A 20,296-nucleotide genomic window follows, 5' to 3' on the forward strand; every position below is an offset into this window, starting at 1 on the left:
TATTACCCGTTTGGAGAACAATCGGGCTAGTTGCGATCTTCATTTTACATTTTGATAATATTACTGGCCATGAAACCCTATCTGTCACCGATTTTTAGCTTCTGTCTGCTCTTAGCGACTGTTTTAGCCTGTAAAAAAGATAAAGATCCGGGCCCGGTAACCGAAGAAGAGCCCGCGAAGAAGTTTGTTGAAATCCTCGACGATTCGCTGAAAGGGAAGGGCTTCGGTTACAGCTTCGCGGTTTATAAAAAAGATCAGTTAATAGGCACCGGGGCCGGTGGTTTTCACGCCAGAAAGGTGGAGATACGGGAGGACAAGCCAGTGACGCCCGACACCAAAATGCAGATTGCGAGCATGACCAAGACTATTACGTCGGCCGCTTTCCTTAGACTGGCCAACGAAAAGGGCATCAAAACCACCGACAAGATCATCGATTATCTGCCCAAAACCTGGGTAAAAGGCCCCAATATCGACCTCATAACATTCAAGGATTTACTCACGCATACGAGCGGGATCACAGGCATGAGCGAAAATTGCCGGAACGGGGCATTCACCGAGAATGTATGGTATGGTTTGAAACTGCTGGTAGAAAATGGTATCCGAAAAGAAAATCATGGATCGAGCTGTTACCAGAATGCCAATTTCGGGCTTTTCAGGGTGCTGATACCAGCTATCAATGGGTTGAAATTTAGCGGTAACGATGAAAATGATGCATTGTTTGCATTCAGGGGATATGAAGAATATGTGCAGAAGAGCATTTTCGAAAAGGCGGGTGTAACTGCCGAAGCGCTTTTTTCCAACGGCTTCCCTGAGCCTACTTTCGGCTATGATTATCCCTATTCCGAAGAGTATGGTTTTGATCCGGGCGATTTCAGTTCGACCACCGGCGGCTACGGCATTTACCTCACCGCCAACCAGGGCGTAAAGCTTTATGCGGCACTTTTCTCGCCCGAAAACAATGCAGTTCTCACGCAGGGCATGCGTGATGAAATTGTGAATAACGGCCTGGGCAGTTACAGCGCCGTGATGCCTGAGGGAAAATTCAGCTACCACGACGGCTGGTGGTATTCGGGCCTCGGAATTCCGAATCCGAAGGGTTTCCGTAGCGTTTGGATGCATTGCCCGGAAGACATTACCGTCGTCCTCTTCACCAACGCATTGCGCAACGGCGACGGCCTGTTCCCGATCCGTTCGGATTTTTATCAGGATATTACCTCGTATGTGCTCTGGGCGTTTTCAAAGTATAAGGACCCCGGCAGAGGTAAGCGTATGCGGCAGGTTGATTTTCATGAGTATCTGGAAGATCCGGAGCCGCATTAAGGGGGTTAGTGGCCTGAATACAGCTTCGCTCTTTTTTTTGCAAAGTAAGCTTGAAGCTGCTCGAACGTCATTCCTTCAATTTCACGTGATATTTTTTCTTTGATGTCGCGTGTCATTTTGATTGCGTCAAACTCCTTTTCTTTCGTTTTCATAATTGTAAGGCTGTTTTGGGTGAGACAATCTCTAACTCATCATATCCTAAACGTAAATTTATGTAATTATATCCTTTGATCCTGTGCTCATTAACGATGTGTTTGAAGTTCCAGCTCACCAGGACATCTGCTTTAACGATTGTGGCTATGGCGATGTGCAAACAGTCATCGCGACTAGTTGGGCCCACTACATTTTCATTTAGGTAAATTTCAGCCAGATCAGCGGATTCTTGGGTTAGGAGAACCCGTTCGATGTTGCGGTTGTCAATTTTTTCGAAAAAATGCCTTACTCTTTCGGGAGCGTCGGCCAATTCTCCTTCTGTGATATTTGAAACAATACAGCGTATCGCGCCGGATTTAACCAACTCAAAAATTCGTAAACTTTCAATTTTAAATTCGGTATCAAAAACGCCGCCAAATACCGACGTGTCGAAATAGTAACGAGGGGGCATAAAGTTTGTAAGAAGGTTCATTGTTTTGAAATTGCATCGAACTTAAACAAGGGGGACTGTCCCACCTACACAAAGTACCCCAACGACACTTCTCAATGAGCCAACGCCTCCGGTAACATCTTCAGAAACGATTCTGCCCTCAAATAATCCAGCTGTTCATAAAACATCCCCAGCCTGTTCAAATTTTGATAGTATGCCTCAACGTGCTGATAATAATACTGCTCCGATTGAATGTACCAGGCAACATGCCCAAGCTTGTCAGAAAGAAACCACTTTTCAAGCAGTCGTGCTGCCCGGCCGTTGCCGTCGTTGAAGGGATGAATGCAAACGAAAACCAAATGAATAAACGACGCGTAATAGAAGATTTCTTCAAATGACAAGTCGCGATGCAACAACTCTGTAATATCCTCCCAAAGTCTGCCCATTTCTGTTTCCAGTAAATGCGCGGGTGCCGCCTCGAACTGGATGCGACCTGTTTTATGCTCCATGACGACCATCGGATTCCGCCTGTAAACACCCCGCCAGTGCCCAGGTAAAAGGTGTTCGGTAAGCAGGCGGTGTGCATGTAAAAAATGATCTTCCGTGAGCCGGTTTTCCTTCGCATAAATGTACGCGCGGAAAAGATCGTTGGGCTTCTGTGTGAGCTCGGGAAGGTATTCTATCTGCTGGATTTTGTGTTTGATATAACTATCGACTTCCATCGGTTCGCCTTCGATTTTCGAGGAAGTAATTACGGCCACAGAGGTGTAAAAGTTGAAAGAATCCGCTCTTACGAACGATTCACGGAGTTTTTGTAGTGCCGCATCGGGATCGAGCCCAAGCTGGTTCCGGTAGTTTTCCAGTAAAGTATCCGATACAATGTTCATGGGCGACGTGGCGTGTGTAAGGCAACCAACCAAGTTACCAGTATTCTTTCAAATCCAAAACCCCTACCTTTGCACCGTAGAAAACGTGCATCCGTGAAAAAGAAGACACTCCTGGTTACCCCGCCATTTACCCAACTCAATACGCCTTATCCCGCGACCGCTTACCTCAAAGGGTTTTTGAATACCCTGGGACGGGAGTCGTATCAGGCAGACCTGGGTATCGATGTGATCCTCGAATTGTTTTCTTCCAAAGGGCTGAAAAAGCTGTTTGCTACGCTGGAAGCGTCTGATATTGAGCTGACGGACAATAGTTTCCGCATTTACGCGCTCCGGGACGAGTACATTTCGACGATCGATCCGGTGATCCGTTTTCTGAAAAACAGCAATCCTACACTAGCCCATAGCATTTGTGACCGCACCTATCTGCCGGAAGCCAGCCGTTTCCAGCAACTCGAAGACCTCGACTGGGCATTCGGGACGATGGGTATCCACGATAAGGCCCGGCATTTGGCAACATTATATCTCGAAGACCTCGGCGACCTGATCCAGGAGGCCGTGGACCCGCATTTCGGTTTCAGTCGGTATGCGGAGCGCCTGGGGCGTTCGGCGACGAGTTTTGATGAAATGGAAGCCGCGCTGGAAACGCCGGATACTTTGCTTTCGCAGACTTTGAAGGATGTTTTGGAACGGAAGGTGAAGCTGTTCCAACCAGATATTGTGTGTATTTCGGTGCCATTTCCCGGTAATTTGTACGGTGGTTTCAAATGCGGGCAGTACCTGAAAGCGCATTATCCGCATATCAAAATCGTGATGGGCGGCGGCTTTGCCAATACCGAACTGCGTTCGCTGGAAGAGCCGCGGGTTTTTAATTATATTGATTTTGTGTGCCTCGACGACGGTGAGGCGCCGCTGCAATCGCTTTTGGAGCATCTGGATGGAGCGCGCGACCTGACTAGTCTGAAACGGGTGTTTTCGCGAGTCGATGGCAAAGTGGTGTACCACAATGGCGCGAAGGAAAAGGATGTGCCGCAACGCGAAACAGGCACGCCGGATTACAGCGACCTTCCGTTGCACGATTACCTTTCGGTGATCGAGATCGTGAACCCGATGCACCGCCTTTGGAGCGACGGCCGCTGGAACAAACTCACGCTCGCACACGGCTGCTACTGGGGCAAATGCTCGTTTTGTGATATTTCACTGGATTATATCCGTCGCTATGAGCCGATGACGGCTTCGCTGCTCTGTGATCGCATTGAAGAAATTATAGCGCAAACCCAGCAGAACGGCTTCCATTTTGTAGACGAGGCCGCGCCGCCTGCATTGCTGCGTGATCTGGCGCTGGAAATTATCCGCCGGAAGCTTACAGTGGTTTGGTGGACGAATATCCGTTTTGAGAAGAACTTCACCCATGACCTTTGCCTGTTACTGAAAGCCTCGGGCTGCATTGCCATTTCCGGCGGGCTCGAAGTGGCATCCGACCGCTTGCTCGATCGTATGAAAAAGGGCGTAACCGTCGCACAGGTAGCACGCGTCGCGGATGCGTTCACACAGGCAGGCATTATGGTACACGCGTATCTGATGTACGGGTTTCCAACGCAAACAGCGCAAGAGACAATAGATTCCCTGGAAATGGTTCGGCAAATGTTCCAGTTGGGCATTGTGCAGTCGGGTTTCTGGCACCGGTTTGCGATGACGGCGCATAGCCCGGTCGGTTTGCATCCGGAGGAGTTCGATGTAATGCGATTAGGACCGGATACCGGCAAGTTTGCGAATAATGACCTGGAACACGACGACCCATCGGGTGCCGATCACGACCGGTTTGCAGAGGGTTTGCGCAAGTCGCTTTTCAATTATATGCACGGCGTTTGCCTCGATTTTCCATTGTCCGAATGGTTTGATTTCAGAACGCCGCCGACTGCCATTCCACCGAATTACCTGGAAAAAAGCATTCATGAGCCGGCCGAACTTGCGGCCAGACCCAATGCAGTGATCGTCTGGACGGGTAGCTTGCCCGAAATGGCGGTTTTTGAAGAGAAGCGAGGCAAGAAGGTTGTTGAAATAGCCGAACTCGTTTTTTATAACAAAAAGAAAGAATGGGCTGTGGAAGCGGAGGTAGAAGTAGGCGAGTGGCTTACCGGAATACTGCCCGCGCTGCTGATCGCTAACCCGGAGCCTTACGCATTCGAGCAGTTCAAAAATGACTTCGAAACGGCTGGGTTAGGCCCTTTTGAAACATTTCTCAGCTCCCGCACGTGGCAGGAGCTGAAAAATGGTGGTATGCTGGTGTTGTAATGCTTAGTAACGCAGCACTTCGAAGGTTTCGAGGTTGTCGTCGAATGTCGTGAAAACGGCCGGGTAACCTGGCGCAATGCTGCCGATCTTGTCCTGGATTCCTAACGCCGTAGCCGGACGAATGGTCGCCATTTCAACCGCTTCCTGAACGGGTATTCCAATGATCTCCACTGCATTTCGTACCGCGTCGCCGAGCGAAATAGTGGCGCCCGCGAGGTTACCATCCGAGTTGATATATTTCCCGTCCTTCAAATAAGCATCAAATTCTCCCCATTTGAACTGGGTAACCTTCTGACCTAAAAACAATGCATCGGAAATCAGGAACAGCTTGTCGCGCTTGATTTTGTAAGCCACGCTCGCCGCACCAAAATCGCAATGGGTACCATCGATAATAATGGGTGCGTAAACCGATTCGGTTTCGAAAGTCGCGCCTACGAGCCCGGGCGCGCGATGGCCGAAGGCCGACATGGCGTTGTACAAATGCGTTACCAGTTGAATACCCTGGTCGAACGCCGTCATCGCCTCGGCGTAGGTGGCATTGGAGTGTCCTGCCGATACGGTAATGCCCGATTCGAGCAGCATTTGAAGCTGATCTTCGGTGAACATTTCCGGGGCGATCGTGATCAGGCGGATCACGTCTTGGCCGTATTGAATGATTTCTTCAAGTTCCGCATTGGTCGGTTTGCGCACGAATGCCGTTAAATGCGCGCCGCGTTTAATCGGGTTGAGGAACGGGCCTTCCAGGTGCATGCCCAGCACGCCCGAATCCGGGTTTTTGGCCATGTAGCTGCGGGTGGCTTCGATGCCTTTCAAAATGTTGTCGTGCGGGGACGTAATGAGGGTAGGGAGCACGTAAGCGGTACCGGTGCGGACGCTCGCCTGGTAGATGTCGTCGATCGTTTCCTCGTCGGCGCGCTCGGTGAAATAGAACTGCTCGCCGCCGTTAATGTGGCTGTCGAATAGCCCCGGCGCGAGGTTGGTTACCTGCGGCATGCCGGTTTTGGGTGTACCGCTCTCGACGCTGCGAATGCGGCCGTTTTCGGTGACGATAATCTGGTTAAATAGGACTTCCTTTCCTGTAAAAACTTTCTCTGCGAAGAACTGGGTGGACATAATCAAAGGCTTGGTTTAGAAGCGCCCAAGAAACAAAAAACGCAGAGCGCTTCAAAGCACTATTTGATAATTATGTCAAATTTGGTCAACAGCCCGGCCAGGTCCGACGAGAGGAATTTCGCTTTGCGAACATTGTTGGCCGTGGGATCGATCGTGAAGTTTTTGCTGGTCGAAAAATCGACCCCGGCGAGGTTGGTACCATCGAAAACCGCATCCCAAAAATCGCAGTTATGCACTTTGCATTTGGAAAGGTCGGTTTGGGTGAAATCGGCGTTGTGAATTTTGCAGCTGTTGAAAACGGTTTTATTCAGCTTCTTCCGTTCGAAAATGGCGTAATCGAGAATGCAGTTCTCGAAAACTGCCGCGAAAGCGAAGTCTTTGCTCTCCGAAAAATTGACGCCCGTGAGTTTGCAATTGACAAATTCGATATCGGAAATTTTACAATTCTTGACCGATGCATTGCTCAGGTTGCATTCCTCGAATACGCAGTCGATGAAGTCGATACCGGTCAGGTCCGGAATGTTGCATTGCACAAACCGGACCTGCTCGTAGCTACTTTCCAGCAGTGGCTCAATGTTAAAATCTTTGTTTTCAATAGTGTCGAAACTGCTGGTACTGCGCATTGAACCACGAAGGATATTAAATGTATTGCTTGATAACGGATTTGAGCTGGTCGGCCTGCACTACACCCGACTGGCGCCAGAGCGGCTTACCGTTTTTGAAAACGATCAATGTAGGAACACCCTGAATGCGGTATGCCTGTGCTGCCGACTGGTTTTTATCCACATCGACTTTGATGATCGTCGCTGAATCGCCCAGATCGGCCTTTACTTTTTCAAGGATCGGTTTCATCATTTTACACGGGCCGCACCATTCGGCCGAGAAGTCCACCAAAACCGGTTTATCGCTGTTGATCAATTCTGAGAATGTTGCCATGACTACAATGTTTTGTCTGTATTGATAACCCATCCCGGCCTCGAAAGGTTTAATCCGTGCCGGCAGAAAAACCGGGGTAAAGATCATGCCATTAGTCCCAATTGTCTCTCAGAAACTTACCCACGCGTTTTTCCACAAATTCATAGGTGAAATGCGAGTAAAGGATCGTCAGCGCGATCGAACTAAGCAGGGAAATGGCGAACATCGCTTCATTTTCCGGGGATTTTAAGAACCTGAATAATACGATGTTGACAAATATCAGCACGATCGCGTGGTTCAGGTAAATAGAATAGGAGATTTTGCCCAGATACTGAAAGGGTTTGCTGTTGAGCATTTGCGTAACAACACCCGCAGAGCTGGCGAAAATGACGATCCCGACCGAGAAAATGAATGGGAATACGAGCTTCCAGAGATTGAGCTCCCAATGGTGCACGAAATACATCGCGGCGACCAGAAAAAGCAGGAATGGAATTTCGAATGCAGAAAGCTGAAATGTTTTTTGCCTTAACAGCCTTTGCGTGAATATGCCCAGCGCGAAACAGAGCAATCCGCGCACGTAACCGTAATCGTATGCCAGCAGATATTCGCCCCTTGAACAGATGAAAATGGCGGATAGGAGGCCGATAACCGCAAATGCGGCATATTTGAACCGCGGCAGTGTCAATACGACCAGCCCGAATACGACGTAGGAAATCATTTCAGCAGAAATTGACCACGAGGGATAATTATTGCTGATCCAACCGCCCAATATCGTGCTGGAACCCATAAATGTAAGGGCGTCCAGGGATGTGTAAAAGTAATAACTCAGACCCATTCCTGCGACATTCTTCAACGCGCTGTGCTCACCGAGCAGGTTGGCTGCCACAAAAACGACTTCCGTGTAAAACAGGAGCGGGTACAACCTGATAAAACGCTTTTTGAGGAAAGTCAGGAAATCGCTGGTGCTGTGAATGCGGTCGACATAGTTAAGTGCAATGACGAAACCACTGAGCACGAAGAAGAAATCGACAAACAGGCTCGCGTTGATGACGAAAAAGTTGTTGTAAAGAATCGATTCCTTGAATGCATTGTGGTGGTGGGCAATGACCAGGACAGCGAATATGCCCCTTAACCCATCCAGTTGTTCAACTCTGTTCTTCATGCGCGAAATGCTGGAAACCATTCGGGACGGTTCCGCGGCTCGGGGGAGTATATCAGGTGGTTACGGGGCTAACTGGTTGTGCTTCGGGCCTGGATACCTTTCTCATTCTCGGGATTGTATCCAGGTATTTGATACCGAGGAAGCGGATCATGACGGCAAACGGGAACCAGAATGCGATATCGTACGGACGCCCGCCGGTGAAGAGCAATACCATCATCGACAGGAAGAAATAGGCCAGGAATGTCGTCAGCGGATTGGTGTGGCGGCGCACCTCGCGTATCACGTACAGGAACAGGAAGAAGCAAAAGCTCGTAAAGAAAATAAAGCCGAATATCCCGTGATTCACCCACGATTCGAGGATCGGGACGTCGAGATAATCATTCTTATATCCCCTGCCCAGGAAGATATCCCACGAGAATAGTGTTTCCATAAATTCTCCAAAACCACTCACGCGCCCCATGGCAGAATAGTCGATATCAGCCTCTTCGGAAAGCCTCACCCCCGTGGATGTAAAGATTACGTTCAGGATCCGGTCCTGGAACACATCCCAATACCCCAAAAGTATATTCAAAACGTCACCATAGCGCGAGAGGAAATAGTTGATTCCCAATAATATCAATATGAGAAACACCATATTTTTAAACTTGAACGCGCTGCCGATGGCCGAAGTAATGTTCGAAAATTTGAAATGAAAGAGGAAGTAAGCCCCGAATGCAATCCCAAGACCCAAATAGCTGGATTTTGCCAATGACAATACCACCACGCCCAGTCCAAACAAAATCGAGAAGAACAGGAAGAGCCTGGTGAGCAGGTGCCTGGTGCTACCCAGCAAAACCATCGCAGAAATGACGGTAATGACCCCGTTGCGGGCTGTAATGTGCGGGTTACCACCCGGTTGGGCACCCTCGTTGGCGAAACTTACGGCTGCCCGCATCCCGGGCGTCCAGTTCGGGTCGGTGAGGAGGCCGTAGACGAGGGTAATGTTGGTAAAAAATGAAAATAGGAAAAGTACCTGTATCAGCGTGTCTTTCACGTCGTTGGGCACGTGCATGAGCAATGCCAGAAACCCGAATGTGAATACGAAGTTACCGATGTCGGCAATGGATTTGCCCTGATGGTTCATAAACATGAAGTACCAGAGCGTGAGCAGCAAAAAGCCCAGGGCCAGGTTGATCAGGATGACATTCGGCTTGTAAAGTCGCTTGAAAAGTGTCTCCGGAACCATGAGTAACAGTGCCAGCGAGAAGAAAATAGCGGTAAAAACACTGCTCGCCGGTCCGATACCGAGGGTGTCGCGAATAAAAAATATCAGCGGAAACCCGTTGAACATCATCGCGATGCCCATCGAATACCGGAGATAGTTAAAATTATTGGCTATATTAAATAAGCTCCAATTCATCTGGAAAGCCGGAATCTGATGTACTGAATATCGAATCGCAGAATGAAATAGGCGATTTTACGGACGCGGCACCAAAGATACTTCATTTTGTTGAGTCCGGTGTTCGTTGAAATGTACAATTTTTGCACCCTCGCGTGTTCCTCCCGACCGATCGTCGTGGCGATGGTCGACGACTTCGCCTCCGCGTGTACGCGCAATGCACCCCCGAGGCCGTCGATTTTTTTGGTCGTCGTCGATGGATGCGACGTATACCTTGTAATGAAGTCGTAATCGAATGCAAAACGGAACGATTCGTCGAACATGCCGTATTTCTCCACCAGCGAACGCTTGAAAAACAGCGACTGGTTATGGATCTGCATCCCTTCCAGTATCTGGCTATCGAAGTCGTAGGAAGTCGTTTTGAGTATTTCGGTCACTTCGTCGTCGGTGGTGATCATGTACAGGTCGCCATACAGGATATCGACCGGATATTTCAAAGCTGCTTCTCCAAAACGTGTGAAAGTGCCGGGGAAATACACATCGTCCGAATTTTGGAAGCTGATATATTCGCCGGTAGCCCGTTCCAGGGCCTTGTTAATGGCATGTACCTGTCCGCGGTCCTTTTCGGAAACCCACCAGGAAAGGTATTGTTCATATTTTTTGATGACTTCCACGCTGCCGTCATTCGAGCCTCCGTCGACGATGATGTATTCGAGGTTCGGGTAGCCCTGGTTGAGCACGCTCAGGATCGTTCTTTCGAGGAATGCAGCCTGGTTGTAAGAAGGTGTGATGACCGTCAGTTTGGGGTACCGTGGCGCATTGCCGGTTGCTGAGGCCGGTTTTAATGCCGATAGGAAGTTTCGCAGGTCCTGTGTGGTTTGTTCTAAAAAATGCATGGAATCCTGTTTCGCTGATTAAAACTGATCGATGTAATTGTTCAACTCTTTTAATTTGGCTGCAATGCCTTTTCGCATCAACCGGTTGGGAAGGATATTGGCATACTTTCCGAAAGCCGGTTCACCGCTGATTTCCAGTTCTTGTTTCTTTCTGATCACAATGCGCTGGTATTGCATAAATAATTCCTGGAAAGCCTTGTTTTCGGTCACTAACGCCGCATGATCCGACCAGATCGGGTCGAAATGCCCAAGCCCGGCGAATTCGAGCGAGATCAGCGGCTGGCCGTCCGCTTCATAGTCGTTACCATTTAGAACGAGGTTTTTATTCAAAACCGCATTCAAACCATAATGCCAGCCGGAATTGTGTAATGTAGTTGTTGCAGGAATCCAGATCGGCATATAATTCAGCCAGAGCTGGTCGGTGTTCATACCATTGCAAAGGTCGAAACGGGCGCGGTCGATGGTACGGTGCGCCCACCATTCCAGCGCGGCAATGGTTTTATCAGAAGGCCGCAAAGTCCAGCTTCCCGAATGGTACATGCCTGCATTCAGAATGCGCTTATCGTCCAGGATCGGCGATTTTTTTAATGGAGTTGAAATATTCGGTGTTAAATAGAATTCCGAATCTGTATTCAACAAACTATCGAAAGACTTTTTAAGTATTACCGTAGGGCTTAAAAAGCTTAGCTGGCGGCATTCAGGGTGTTTTTTCAACAAACCTAGTCCAAACCACGGGCGGACCGCATGCAATAGCTCGAAATCGTAATATTCCGCGGACATTCTGCCGAAATCGGGAATAGCCAGCTCCGAAACCGGAAACAGTTTTACGTGCGCCGGGAGCTTGTCAATGCTGAGGGTGTCAGCCAGTCCGATGTAAAAAACGTCCTCGGGCTGGTGTTGTAACACAGAATCGGCCAGAGCCAGTGCATGCGCCAGGTTGGTTCGATTACAAACTGTGTATATTATATTCATGAACGATTATTCCGTTTCAGGCAAGTTTTTAAAGTAGGGTATTTCGTGGATATTATCCCGTGAAATGCCCGTTAATGCAAAAGGTGATGTTGCTGCATTGTCGTATTGAACACCAAATTGCGCAAAATGGCTGCGTACAATGTCGGTGGGTTTTCTCAAATGCGACAAAAACCTGTTCGCTTCGAGGTGCCAGAACACAGAGTCGGCGTTGGGAATGTCGGCATTATGGCGGTATTGATGGGCGACACTTTTCTTGCCTTTCAAAGTGGCCGTCATCCGCTCGATGCGGCAAAGGTAAAGCCCGTTATCGGCATAACCCGCCCCGTATACTCGTTTTTCCTCCTCCGAAAGCCCTGTGATACGTTTCAGAATGCCCGGTGTTTTATCCGGATCGGCTAATACAGGCCCGGCTTTGATGTAGTCATAGCCTTGTTTACACCAGTAGTGCAGCTCGTCTTTCACTACCCAGCTGTTCAGTTCGTGGATCAGTAAAAAGTCGCACCAGTTGAAATGCTCGTAAAAATCGGCCATCAGTAAAAGCTGCCCGAAATGTTGTCGCGATTCGAAATAGCGTTTTGGAAAATGCACGACATCGATATTTTCCGCATGTTCGCGCACTACCGAAAGATCGGCGCCTTCTCCCGCGACAAAAATGAACTGGTAATCCGAAAGGATTTGCAGCGCGTGATGCAGCAGCTTTTCCTCCGTTGGATTGATCTGAGGTTCGAGAATAGGAACAATTACGGTAACCAGCTCTTTCATCAGATCGTTTGCAGCTTGCCGATCAGATAGTTGACGGGCATTTTCAGGAATTTCCTCACGCGCAGATAGCGGCGCACGGGTGCGGGCTTGATGTATGCGCAGGGGTATTTGCGGTAATAAGCATTCCCGTTGCCAATGAGGCTGTTTTTGTATAATGCAAAAAGCGCCGTCAGGTCAGGACGTGCATTCAGTTCGAAACGGTCCTGGTATTTCGACAGAATATCAGGTTTCGCAGGGTCGTAGCCGCTGTAATGGAAGAATATCAATGGTTTCTCTTCATTCACATACCAATGGCCGTCGCGTTGCGAAAATGTACGCTCGTGTAAATTCCAGTAGGCCGCATTGTAGCCCGGACTTCTTTCGATGTATGTATCCGGTACAAAAACCGGGAGGAAATTCATCCAGTTCTGATCTACAAAAAGCCCGTTACAGAGGTCGATCAGACATTCGTACCGCAATTTTTCTTCCCACCATTCGATAAACCGGTAGTTCTCTTCCGAACGGCTGAATGCCACAAAGCCGAGGTTGTAGACGCCGGTATTGAGATGGTGCAGTTCGTTGGGCGTCAGCTGGTCGTTGATCGGCGTGTTGATATGCGGCGTAAGCACGGCATTGTGCTTTGCCAATGCGTTTTTCAGTTCTGTTAACGGCTGAAAAACGATGATATCCGGGTCGAAATAGATGACATTGTCCGCCTCGGGATAATGTTTGAAAAAATAGGTGAAATAGAATGGTTTCACCGCGGTATTCAGCTCGGTGATATTATAGCGCGCGCACATTTCCTGAAAATCGCGGATTTCGATCTTGTCGATCTCAATCATCGGGTACGTGGGCGCATACGAATCTTCAAATGCAACCCCCTGGAGCTTGTCCACCAATCCAATGAAAAACCGGACATCCGGGTTGGTCGCTTTGAGCGAGTCTCCTAATGTCCGGGCTTGCGCGAGGTAATTGATGGAGCAAATGGTAAAGGCAATAGTCATTGATTGTGCTGTTCCGAAACCTGCAAAGGTAAATACTTCTGAATAATGGCTTCGACGCTCGCTACGCTTTTGTCTGTGTTATGCCTTTCCAATACTTTTTTACGTGCATTCTGGCCCAGCGTATTCCGTAGCGACGGATCGAGGATCAGCTGAATGATCGCATCCGAAGCCGCCGAAATATCCATGTACGGTACTACAAACCCGGCATCACCCTCGATGAGTTCCGGCGCACCGCCCGCACCTTCGAAACATACCACGGGAATTTCCTGCAATGCGGCTTCCATCACCACCAACGGATAAGGGTCCTCGCGGGAGCTCAGTAGCAACACATCGAACCGATTAATGTAATCCAGCGCGCGCGGGGTCGGCGGAATGAGGATGATCTTGTCGCATAGGCCCATGAGCCGGATGTCGTTTTCGATCAGCTCGTAAATCTCGTGCTGCGGGCCTGCGCCTACCCACACGAAGTAGACGGGCAGCGGCTGCGTTTTGCGGATAACCCTGCTGGCAATCCAGTTGAAAATATCGTTACCTTTACGCCATTCGGCATTGCCGCAGCCACCGATCACAATGGCGTCGTCGGGGATTTTATAGGTTTTTTCCAGAATATCGTGCTGAACCCCGGCCAGGCGCTGGTCGATATGCTCGTGGTCGATGAGCGTAAATGTGCTGACGTGCGCAGCCGGGAAATCGTATTTACGGATATAATGATCGGCTACGGCATTCGAAACGGCGATCAGGTGATCCGTTTTTTTCAGCAGGAAAGAAAGTTGTTGTTCCTGTGTATAAATCTTGACAGACATGGCCAGCTCATGTACAAAAAGTACAAGGGGCAAATCGTGAAAGGACTTCAGGAAATCGTAGTAAACTTCGGCGTTGGCAATGGAATTGATGAAAATGAGACCGATATTCTGCTGTTCCAGCTCTGCCAGCACCCTTTCGTTGCCTTTATGCAGCGAGTGTTCTTCGTAAAATTTGAGCAGATTGGTTTTGCGGAGCAGTTTGCCGGTAAATGGGGGAGTGGTGATTTTTTTGGTTTGATAAAGACGCGTAATGCTCACTACCTCCTCGAATTCCGCTTCCAGATCGCCTCCGTTACAGAGCAGCAGGTGCATCGGAACGCCCCGTTCTTTCAATAGCCGCAACAACTGAAGGAGCAGCAGCTGGCTGCCTGCCCTGTTCGCATCGTGACTTACAAAAAGTATTTTCTTCTGCTCCATTACCGATATTAACTAGCTCAAACTTTCGTCACCGGATTCACTTAATAAGCTTCGTAGCTCATCTTTCCGGGTACTTTTTTCGCAGGGTTTCCAATATAGACACCCCATTCCTCGGTTTCCTTCATGATGGCCGTTGCCATTCCCACGAGTGTGCCCTGCGCAATGGTCGTGTAGTCGCGGATGGTGCTGTTCACGCCAAAGAAAGAGTACGATTCTACCACACAATGCCCCGAAAGCACCACATGCGAAGTAAAGAAAACGTGGTCTTTGATCTGGCCATGGTGGCCGATATGGTTGCCGCTCCACAGTACCACGTTGTTTCCGATGGTCGTGAAGGGCTGGATTGTATTGTCTTCCAGAATAAAGCAGTTATCTCCGATCTCGTTACCGAAGAGCGTCGCACGGGAACTGATATAGGAAATAAACTGGTAGCCTTTCGCTTTGGCGTGGTTGTAAATCGCCTCGCGGTTCCGGTTCATATTGCGGCCGGTCATAGGCGCAAAGAACTTGTAATCCGAAGGCGGGAAAAGCGTTTCCACGTCCTCGAATGCCACCACGGGCAAGCCGTGAAAATTGTCGTGTTCGATGTATTGGCGATTGACGGTGAATGCAATAACCTCATGATCAGAGTCATGGGTTAAATAATAGTGCGCTAATTCTGCTGTGTCGAGTACTCCAAAAACGATAACTTTCGCCATTACTAAATCAGTTCGTATGCCTCTAATTGTTTCCTGATATCGTCGAGACCGTTAAACATCAGAATGTCTATAACAGACAACCAAGGTACGAAAGCATTTTTAAATTGGGGGTACGGGCTGGATATACTTTTTATGAAGTCCAGTCTGATTCCCTCGTTTTCAAATTTCCCTTTATCGTACAATTCCACTCCGCCAATCGGATTGATGTAGTGGCTTGCCTGTTCCTGTTTACAGATATCCAGAATCCGGTCCTGTCCTTTCAGGTCTTTATTATTATATATCGTTGAAGAGGGAACAATCTCCGTGCCTATGCCCATGTACGCACAAGTTTTTTTCAATGCGTATATACATAAGTCGTTAATTGATTCAACTTCTAAATTTACGATTTCTTCTATCAGTTCAAAAACCTTTTGATAACCGGGAGCTTTCTGATATGATTGCTGAATGGTTTTCAATAACTTTTTCTGCCACTGCTCGTGCCTGGCAAGTTCCACTTCGAAGATGAGTTTGTTCTGGCTGGCGTCTTTCAACGGAATGGTAAACATATGTGCCTTTCCGCCTACCAAAAGGTTGTTCCGGTTGATCCAGCCCTTGTTGATAAAGTTCACATCGTCGTAGATAATGAACTTGTCCACGGCATTGATCAGCTGGAAATAGCCGATATATGGAAAAATATACGGCTGCATGATAGCAATAGTCATGGCTTGGGCTATTTGAGTTTTCGCAGATAATAATCTTCGCCCCGCTCGCTCAGGAACATGCGGCGGTATAAAGTCGTGTCGGAACCGAGCCGGATGTCGGTCGGTAACGCGCGGATCTTGCTCGTGTCGTTGATCACTTTGCGGGCATAGAAAAGGTAATCCGCATCTTTCGGGATCGGGCGCAGGCCTTCTTCGAACGGATTAATGGAAATCAGTCTCCGTGTCAGGTCTTTTCCGTAAAGTGGATATTCGAAATCGCTGTTCACGGTTGCGAGCGCCACGGTAGCGTTCTCGGGAACGATGGAGTCGAAACGAACATAGGCTTTTGTAATATCGGGTCTTGCGAAAGTCTGGTAAGGAATACGGTCCATCGTCAACGCCGACTCCATTCCAAAAGACGCGAGCGGGAGACAGCGGATGTTCAGGTAAACGGCCATTATCCCCGAAATGCAGGCGAGGCCGACAACTACCATAATGTAGCCTTTCCAGACATTCCTGCGTGGCTTGATGATCGACAACCGGTGATGGGAAAAAAGCAGCAGCAGGAAAAGCACACCGAAAAGCCCCGCTTCCATAAAGTACCGGCCTTTAAACGGGTCATAAGCCGCGGAATAGGAGATGGTGGCGAGGTTCAGGCAGAATGCGATCACCAGGAAAAAGTGGACGCGCGATCTGAAAACGCGAATCAGCACCAGGAACATCAGCGGCAGGATCAAAGCAAATCCGAACACACCCCAGTACGGGTTCGCATTGTAATAGTAAAATCCGCGCTGAAAGGAGAATGGGACGATGGTAAAATCGGTCTCCTCATCGAGGCGCATCCGTAGTTTATCTTCCAATACTACCAATGGTTTTCTAATGGCGGTATTCAGGTCATAACCCCATTGCGCATTGCGGATGCCGTCGAGGTTGCAGAAATCGTAGGTATAACGGATCACATTCCGGCTGCCTTGCTCGAACAGGTTCGCCGCGCCGCCCGCACGCTCGTACGACTGGTGGTACCGTGCCGTAGGAGGACCGATCGGGTGCCCGAAAACCTGGATATTGCGGATATAGCCCGTTGGAATGGTGTAAATCAATGCGAAGAATGCGATCGCGAGACCGAGCCTTAAAGTTCTTTCAAAAAACACTTTAAAATCCGGAGCCAGGAAAACGGTGTAGATCATGATCACGAACACCGATGGCATTAGCAATGCGAACGTCGCCTTATGCCCGGTAACAATCGCGAACGTGATTCCTGCGAGGTAGAGGTAGCGGTTGTCGCGGCTGGTGAAATAAGCGAACAGAAAATACAGCAGACAGCTCAGATAGGCCGTCAGTACAATGTCGGTTTCCGTGGTGACGGCCTGCATGAGGAAGTCGAGGAACAGGCTGTACGCCAATGCGCAGAAAAAGCTGGCCGACAGGTTCCTGCCGATTCTCTGGGCAATACCAAATACCGAGGCCACAGTCACGTAGTATGCCAGCTGGTGAATGAGTTTAAATGCATTCTCAATGTCCCCGCTGATCAGGTACGAATAAATATGGATCGTCGTGAGGCTCTTTGGATAGGTATCCATATTCCAGTTGGCACCGCCGAAATGCTCCATCGTACCACGCTGAATATAGCGTATCGCACGGTTGAGGTGCCCGGTCATGCTGTCCCATTCATTAGGAGCGGTGAACAGCACGAGTATCAGGTTGGTTATTCCGATGATCGCAAATGTAAGGAACAGTGCCCCGAAGATTACTTTCAGATATACCGATAACTCCCTCGTCCAAAGCCGGAAAGTGCCCATCCGGTTGGCGATCAGTCCGCGAATGGTGTAATGCGCTTGCTGCGGTACCAGCCGCGTCCAGAGCAGGTACTGTAATGCAAGAATGATGAAAGTGCCGCCAATCCACGCGAAAACGTTCGCCGTGAGGTCCAGCGCCGACAAAATAAAGCCGGTAGGGATAATACTACCGACGAAAAGAATGAAGAAGGTGATAATCAGCTCTGTAAGCGAGGGTTGAGCAATCTTTTTTGCAACAAAGCTGATACCGTATAAAAACAGGAAAAAACTTAGCCAATAAAAAATGACCATGCGATTATGGTGATAGATGACCGTTGATAATGCGGGAAATTCTTTCAATATCTTCGAAAGGAAGCCCTACATATAATGGCAAACTTAACACTCTTGCCGCGATATCCTCAGAAACAGGGCAGGCAATTTGCCTCGGCATGAAGGAAAGCGTGTTAAGCGACGGGTAAAAATATCTCCTGGGAATGATTTCTTCCACTTTCAATGCTTCCATTACCTTGAACATGATCGCTTCCGATGGAAACACCACAGGGTAATAAGCATAGTTATATTCAATGTCGGTGCTCAGTGTGGGTTTAAATAAAATGTCCCAGTTGAGCAGGCTGTCGTAAGCAGCAAAAACTTCCTTGCGCGCCTGGATGATCGCGGGTACCTGCGGGAGGTTCACCAAACCCATAGCCGCATGAAATTCCGAGTTCTTTCCGTTAATCCCGGCGAATTCATAATGCTCGTCGCCCTGGTGTCCGAATGCCCGCAACAAATGCAGTTTGCGGTCGAGTTCGGGGTGGTTGGAGATCAATGCGCCTCCTTCGACGGTATGGAAAACTTTCGTGGCATGGAAGCTGCAAGTGCTCAGGTCGCCGTACGAAAGCAATGATTTTCCTTTATAAGTAACGCCAAATGCATGTGCGGCGTCGTAAATAACTTTCAGGTTATGTTTTTGTGCAATGGTCTCGATCGCTTCGATATCGCAGGGGTTACCGTACACGTGCGTCGCGAGGATCGCCGATGTCGCAGGCGTGATAGCCGCTTCGATCAATTCCGGATTGATATTGAATGTCGCGCGATCGATGTCTACGAAAACCGGCGTGCAGTTTTCCCACAGGATCGCATTGGAGGTGGCCACGTAAGAGAACGGCGTCGTGATGATTTCGCCTTTCAGTTCCAGCGCCTTGATCGCTATTTGCAGAACGATCGTTCCATTACCGCAAAAGTAAAGGTGATCGACATTCAGGTATTCTTTAAGTTGTCCTTCGAGCTGTTGCAGAAGCGGGCCGTTGTTGGTAAGATAACCACGTTCCCAGATTCCACGGACATATTGCAGATATTCTTCCTGGTCAGGTAGAAAGGTTTTAGTGACGTTAATCATTCACTACGTGTTCAGATTGGCGAATGGAAAAATTGAGTTGAGGGCGAATATATCCGGGCCATTTGCCATACCAGGTCACATTTTCACGGTAATCCTCAATATCAAAAACAAGGGCTTCTTCCATGTTGTAAAGTACGGTGCTCGTATCTTTCACGATCATCATCGAAACCACGTACGAACCGTCGTTCAGGAAGTTGCCGGGAATCTCGCATGTACCCCTTACCAGGCCTTTTCCGAAGTTTTCAGCCGGTGTGCCTACATTGAAAATACATTCGCCCGTAAACGTGTACAAGTGCATGCTCAGGTTCAGGGAAGCACCTTCCACCAGGTTCCAGAACTCGAACTGGAAGTTGATCGGCGTGCGGACGTCGATATGGTTGAGGTCGTCCTGGTATTCCGGGAAAAGTTTGAAGCTCTTTACGCGCACCTGGTCATTTCCGGGAGCCGATTCAATATTATCCCAGTGCTTTTCCAGCGATTTTTGCGAAACCTTGCTGAGGTAATTAGTAACAATGTGCGTTGTGTCGCCCTGGTCTATCAAGCGGCCTTTCTCAAAATAAAACGACTTGTTGCAAAGTGCCTGAATGGCGGTAAGGTTGTGGCTTACGAAAAGCAGCGTGCGGCCACTTTCCGAAACATCCCGCATTTTACCGAGACATTTTTTCTGAAACTCGGTATCACCCACGGCAAGTACTTCGTCCACGATCAGGATTTCCGGGTTAAGGTGCGCCGCGATCGCGAAACCAAGGCGGACGTACATCCCGGACGAATATCTTTTTACAGGTGTATCCAGAAATTTTTCTACTCCCGCAAAGTCGACGATTGCATCAAATGATTCGCGGATCTCACCCTTTGACATCCCGAGAATGGCCCCGTTAAGGAAAATATTCTCGCGTCCGGTCAGTTCCGGGTGAAAGCCCGTTCCTACTTCCAGCAAGCTGGCAATGCGGCCGTCGATCTTGATCTGGCCGGTGGTAGGTTCGGTAATGCGGCTCATGATTTTCAGCAATGTTGATTTGCCTGCACCATTGTGGCCTACGATACCAATGCGATCCCCTTTATCAATACTAAAATTCACATCCTGCAACGCCCAGAACTCCTCTTTCTCGGCGAAACCGTTCTTTTCCTGCTTGCGGAACAGCTTGTCAACCGTGTCGGTAACAATGTCACGCAATCCGGAAGACCCGTTTTTACGCTGATGGTCGATGATATATTTTTTGCTGATGTTTTCAGCTACAATTACAGACATGCCCAAGAGTAG

20 protein-coding genes are annotated in these 20,296 nt (G+C 48.9%); 2 read left to right on the forward strand and 18 right to left on the reverse strand.

The window, feature by feature from the left end; all coding sequences use genetic code 11:
• Positions 1-69 precede the first annotated feature (69 nt).
• Entirely contained in the window at positions 70-1,320 is a 1,251-nt protein-coding gene (locus BMW93_RS09640; RefSeq protein WP_090374989.1) for a serine hydrolase, read from the forward strand.
• A gap of 5 nt (positions 1,321-1,325) precedes the next feature.
• Here the strand turns inward: BMW93_RS09640 and BMW93_RS35400 are convergent, their stop codons facing one another.
• From BMW93_RS35400 to BMW93_RS09650, 3 genes are all read right to left on the reverse strand, one after another.
• Entirely contained in the window at positions 1,326-1,472 is a 147-nt protein-coding gene (locus tag BMW93_RS35400) for a hypothetical protein (protein ID WP_177194053.1), read from the reverse strand.
• Positions 1,469-1,945 carry a hypothetical protein gene (locus tag BMW93_RS09645; protein WP_218147681.1) on the reverse strand — a complete coding sequence of 159 codons (477 nt, stop codon included), beginning with the start codon at positions 1,943-1,945 and terminating at the stop codon, positions 1,469-1,471. Before BMW93_RS09645 ends, BMW93_RS35400 begins: the two co-directional genes overlap by 4 nt.
• A 71-nt stretch (positions 1,946-2,016) precedes the next feature.
• Entirely contained in the window at positions 2,017-2,790 is a 774-nt protein-coding gene (locus BMW93_RS09650; RefSeq protein WP_090374990.1) for a Fic family protein, read from the reverse strand.
• Positions 2,791-2,883: 93 nt separating this feature from the next.
• Here BMW93_RS09650 and BMW93_RS09655 point away from each other — a divergent pair, with 93 nt between their 5' ends.
• Positions 2,884-5,082, forward strand: coding sequence for a radical SAM protein (locus tag BMW93_RS09655; RefSeq protein WP_090375101.1), 2,199 nt, complete (start codon positions 2,884-2,886; stop codon positions 5,080-5,082).
• A gap of 3 nt (positions 5,083-5,085) precedes the next feature.
• On the opposite strand, the gene nagA is transcribed toward BMW93_RS09655, so the two are convergent.
• From nagA to BMW93_RS09730, 15 genes are all read right to left on the reverse strand, one after another.
• On the reverse strand, positions 5,086-6,195 hold the full coding sequence (gene nagA / locus BMW93_RS09660) for an N-acetylglucosamine-6-phosphate deacetylase (protein WP_090374991.1): 1,110 nt from the start codon (positions 6,193-6,195) through the stop codon (positions 5,086-5,088).
• A 59-nt stretch (positions 6,196-6,254) separates the two neighbouring features.
• Entirely contained in the window at positions 6,255-6,818 is a 564-nt protein-coding gene (locus tag BMW93_RS09665; protein WP_090374992.1) for a pentapeptide repeat-containing protein, read from the reverse strand.
• Positions 6,819-6,834: 16 nt separating this feature from the next.
• Positions 6,835-7,131: a thioredoxin gene (gene trxA / locus BMW93_RS09670; protein WP_090375102.1), complete on the reverse strand. Its 297-nt coding sequence runs from the start codon at positions 7,129-7,131 to the stop codon at positions 6,835-6,837.
• A 91-nt stretch (positions 7,132-7,222) separates the two neighbouring features.
• Positions 7,223-8,272 carry an acyltransferase gene (locus BMW93_RS09675; RefSeq protein ID WP_090375103.1) on the reverse strand — a complete coding sequence of 350 codons (1,050 nt, stop codon included), beginning with the start codon at positions 8,270-8,272 and terminating at the stop codon, positions 7,223-7,225.
• A gap of 52 nt (positions 8,273-8,324) precedes the next feature.
• On the reverse strand, positions 8,325-9,671 hold the full coding sequence (locus BMW93_RS09680; RefSeq protein WP_090374993.1) for a hypothetical protein: 1,347 nt from the start codon (positions 9,669-9,671) through the stop codon (positions 8,325-8,327).
• On the reverse strand, positions 9,668-10,546 hold the full coding sequence (locus tag BMW93_RS09685; RefSeq protein ID WP_090374994.1) for a glycosyltransferase family 2 protein: 879 nt from the start codon (positions 10,544-10,546) through the stop codon (positions 9,668-9,670). Before BMW93_RS09685 ends, BMW93_RS09680 begins: the two co-directional genes overlap by 4 nt.
• An 18-nt stretch (positions 10,547-10,564) precedes the next feature.
• Positions 10,565-11,518 carry a hypothetical protein gene (locus BMW93_RS09690; protein WP_090374995.1) on the reverse strand — a complete coding sequence of 318 codons (954 nt, stop codon included), beginning with the start codon at positions 11,516-11,518 and terminating at the stop codon, positions 10,565-10,567.
• A gap of 6 nt (positions 11,519-11,524) precedes the next feature.
• The gene (locus tag BMW93_RS09695; protein ID WP_090374996.1) at positions 11,525-12,280 is read right to left on the reverse strand and encodes a DUF5672 family protein; all 756 of its coding nucleotides are present in this window, start codon (positions 12,278-12,280) and stop codon (positions 11,525-11,527) included.
• On the reverse strand, positions 12,280-13,263 hold the full coding sequence (locus BMW93_RS09700) for a glycosyl transferase (protein WP_090374997.1): 984 nt from the start codon (positions 13,261-13,263) through the stop codon (positions 12,280-12,282). Before BMW93_RS09700 ends, BMW93_RS09695 begins: the two co-directional genes overlap by 1 nt.
• Complete coding sequence (locus tag BMW93_RS09705) at positions 13,260-14,483, reverse strand: glycosyltransferase family 4 protein (protein WP_090374998.1); 1,224 nt, start codon at positions 14,481-14,483, stop codon at positions 13,260-13,262. The genes BMW93_RS09700 and BMW93_RS09705 overlap by 4 nt, the downstream gene beginning before the upstream one ends.
• A 41-nt stretch (positions 14,484-14,524) precedes the next feature.
• Positions 14,525-15,181 carry an acetyltransferase gene (locus BMW93_RS09710; protein ID WP_090374999.1) on the reverse strand — a complete coding sequence of 219 codons (657 nt, stop codon included), beginning with the start codon at positions 15,179-15,181 and terminating at the stop codon, positions 14,525-14,527.
• A 2-nt stretch (positions 15,182-15,183) separates the two neighbouring features.
• Positions 15,184-15,882 carry a WbqC family protein gene (locus BMW93_RS09715; protein WP_090375000.1) on the reverse strand — a complete coding sequence of 233 codons (699 nt, stop codon included), beginning with the start codon at positions 15,880-15,882 and terminating at the stop codon, positions 15,184-15,186.
• Between the two features lie 8 nt (positions 15,883-15,890).
• On the reverse strand, positions 15,891-17,948 hold the full coding sequence (locus BMW93_RS09720; protein ID WP_090375001.1) for a glycosyltransferase family 39 protein: 2,058 nt from the start codon (positions 17,946-17,948) through the stop codon (positions 15,891-15,893).
• Positions 17,949-17,952: 4 nt separating this feature from the next.
• Positions 17,953-19,035: a DegT/DnrJ/EryC1/StrS aminotransferase family protein gene (locus BMW93_RS09725; RefSeq protein ID WP_090375002.1), complete on the reverse strand. Its 1,083-nt coding sequence runs from the start codon at positions 19,033-19,035 to the stop codon at positions 17,953-17,955.
• Positions 19,028-20,284 carry an ABC transporter ATP-binding protein gene (locus tag BMW93_RS09730; protein WP_090375003.1) on the reverse strand — a complete coding sequence of 419 codons (1,257 nt, stop codon included), beginning with the start codon at positions 20,282-20,284 and terminating at the stop codon, positions 19,028-19,030. The genes BMW93_RS09725 and BMW93_RS09730 overlap by 8 nt, the downstream gene beginning before the upstream one ends.
• Positions 20,285-20,296: the final 12 nt, after the last annotated feature.

The organism is Dyadobacter sp. SG02 (assembly GCF_900109045.1).
Classification (GTDB): Bacteria; Bacteroidota; Bacteroidia; order Cytophagales; family Spirosomataceae; genus Dyadobacter.

Bases quoted from the DNA above. Each gene is read 5' to 3' on its own strand.
- BMW93_RS09720 (WP_090375001.1), bottom strand. From the start codon at position 17,948: ATGGTCATTTTTTATTGGCTAAGTTTTTTCCTGTTTTTATACGGTATC.
- BMW93_RS09705 (WP_090374998.1), bottom strand. From the start codon at position 14,483: ATGGAGCAGAAGAAAATACTTTTTGTAAGTCACGATGCGAACAGGGCA.
- BMW93_RS09700 (WP_090374997.1), bottom strand. From the start codon at position 13,263: ATGACTATTGCCTTTACCATTTGCTCCATCAATTACCTCGCGCAAGCC.
- BMW93_RS09730 (WP_090375003.1), bottom strand. From the start codon at position 20,284: ATGTCTGTAATTGTAGCTGAAAACATCAGCAAAAAATATATCATCGAC.
- BMW93_RS09650 (WP_090374990.1), bottom strand. From the start codon at position 2,790: ATGAACATTGTATCGGATACTTTACTGGAAAACTACCGGAACCAGCTT.
- BMW93_RS09665 (WP_090374992.1), bottom strand. From the start codon at position 6,818: ATGCGCAGTACCAGCAGTTTCGACACTATTGAAAACAAAGATTTTAAC.
- nagA (WP_090374991.1), bottom strand. From the start codon at position 6,195: ATGTCCACCCAGTTCTTCGCAGAGAAAGTTTTTACAGGAAAGGAAGTC.
- BMW93_RS09695 (WP_090374996.1), bottom strand. From the start codon at position 12,280: ATGAAAGAGCTGGTTACCGTAATTGTTCCTATTCTCGAACCTCAGATC.
- BMW93_RS09685 (WP_090374994.1), bottom strand. From the start codon at position 10,546: ATGCATTTTTTAGAACAAACCACACAGGACCTGCGAAACTTCCTATCG.
- BMW93_RS09645 (WP_218147681.1), bottom strand. From the start codon at position 1,945: ATGAACCTTCTTACAAACTTTATGCCCCCTCGTTACTATTTCGACACG.
- BMW93_RS09675 (WP_090375103.1), bottom strand. From the start codon at position 8,272: ATGAAGAACAGAGTTGAACAACTGGATGGGTTAAGGGGCATATTCGCT.
- BMW93_RS09715 (WP_090375000.1), bottom strand. From the start codon at position 15,882: ATGACTATTGCTATCATGCAGCCGTATATTTTTCCATATATCGGCTAT.
- BMW93_RS09690 (WP_090374995.1), bottom strand. From the start codon at position 11,518: ATGAATATAATATACACAGTTTGTAATCGAACCAACCTGGCGCATGCA.
- BMW93_RS09710 (WP_090374999.1), bottom strand. From the start codon at position 15,181: ATGGCGAAAGTTATCGTTTTTGGAGTACTCGACACAGCAGAATTAGCG.
- BMW93_RS09640 (WP_090374989.1), top strand. From the start codon at position 70: ATGAAACCCTATCTGTCACCGATTTTTAGCTTCTGTCTGCTCTTAGCG.
- BMW93_RS09725 (WP_090375002.1), bottom strand. From the start codon at position 19,035: ATGATTAACGTCACTAAAACCTTTCTACCTGACCAGGAAGAATATCTG.
- BMW93_RS09680 (WP_090374993.1), bottom strand. From the start codon at position 9,671: ATGAATTGGAGCTTATTTAATATAGCCAATAATTTTAACTATCTCCGG.
- BMW93_RS35400 (WP_177194053.1), bottom strand. From the start codon at position 1,472: ATGAAAACGAAAGAAAAGGAGTTTGACGCAATCAAAATGACACGCGAC.
- trxA (WP_090375102.1), bottom strand. From the start codon at position 7,131: ATGGCAACATTCTCAGAATTGATCAACAGCGATAAACCGGTTTTGGTG.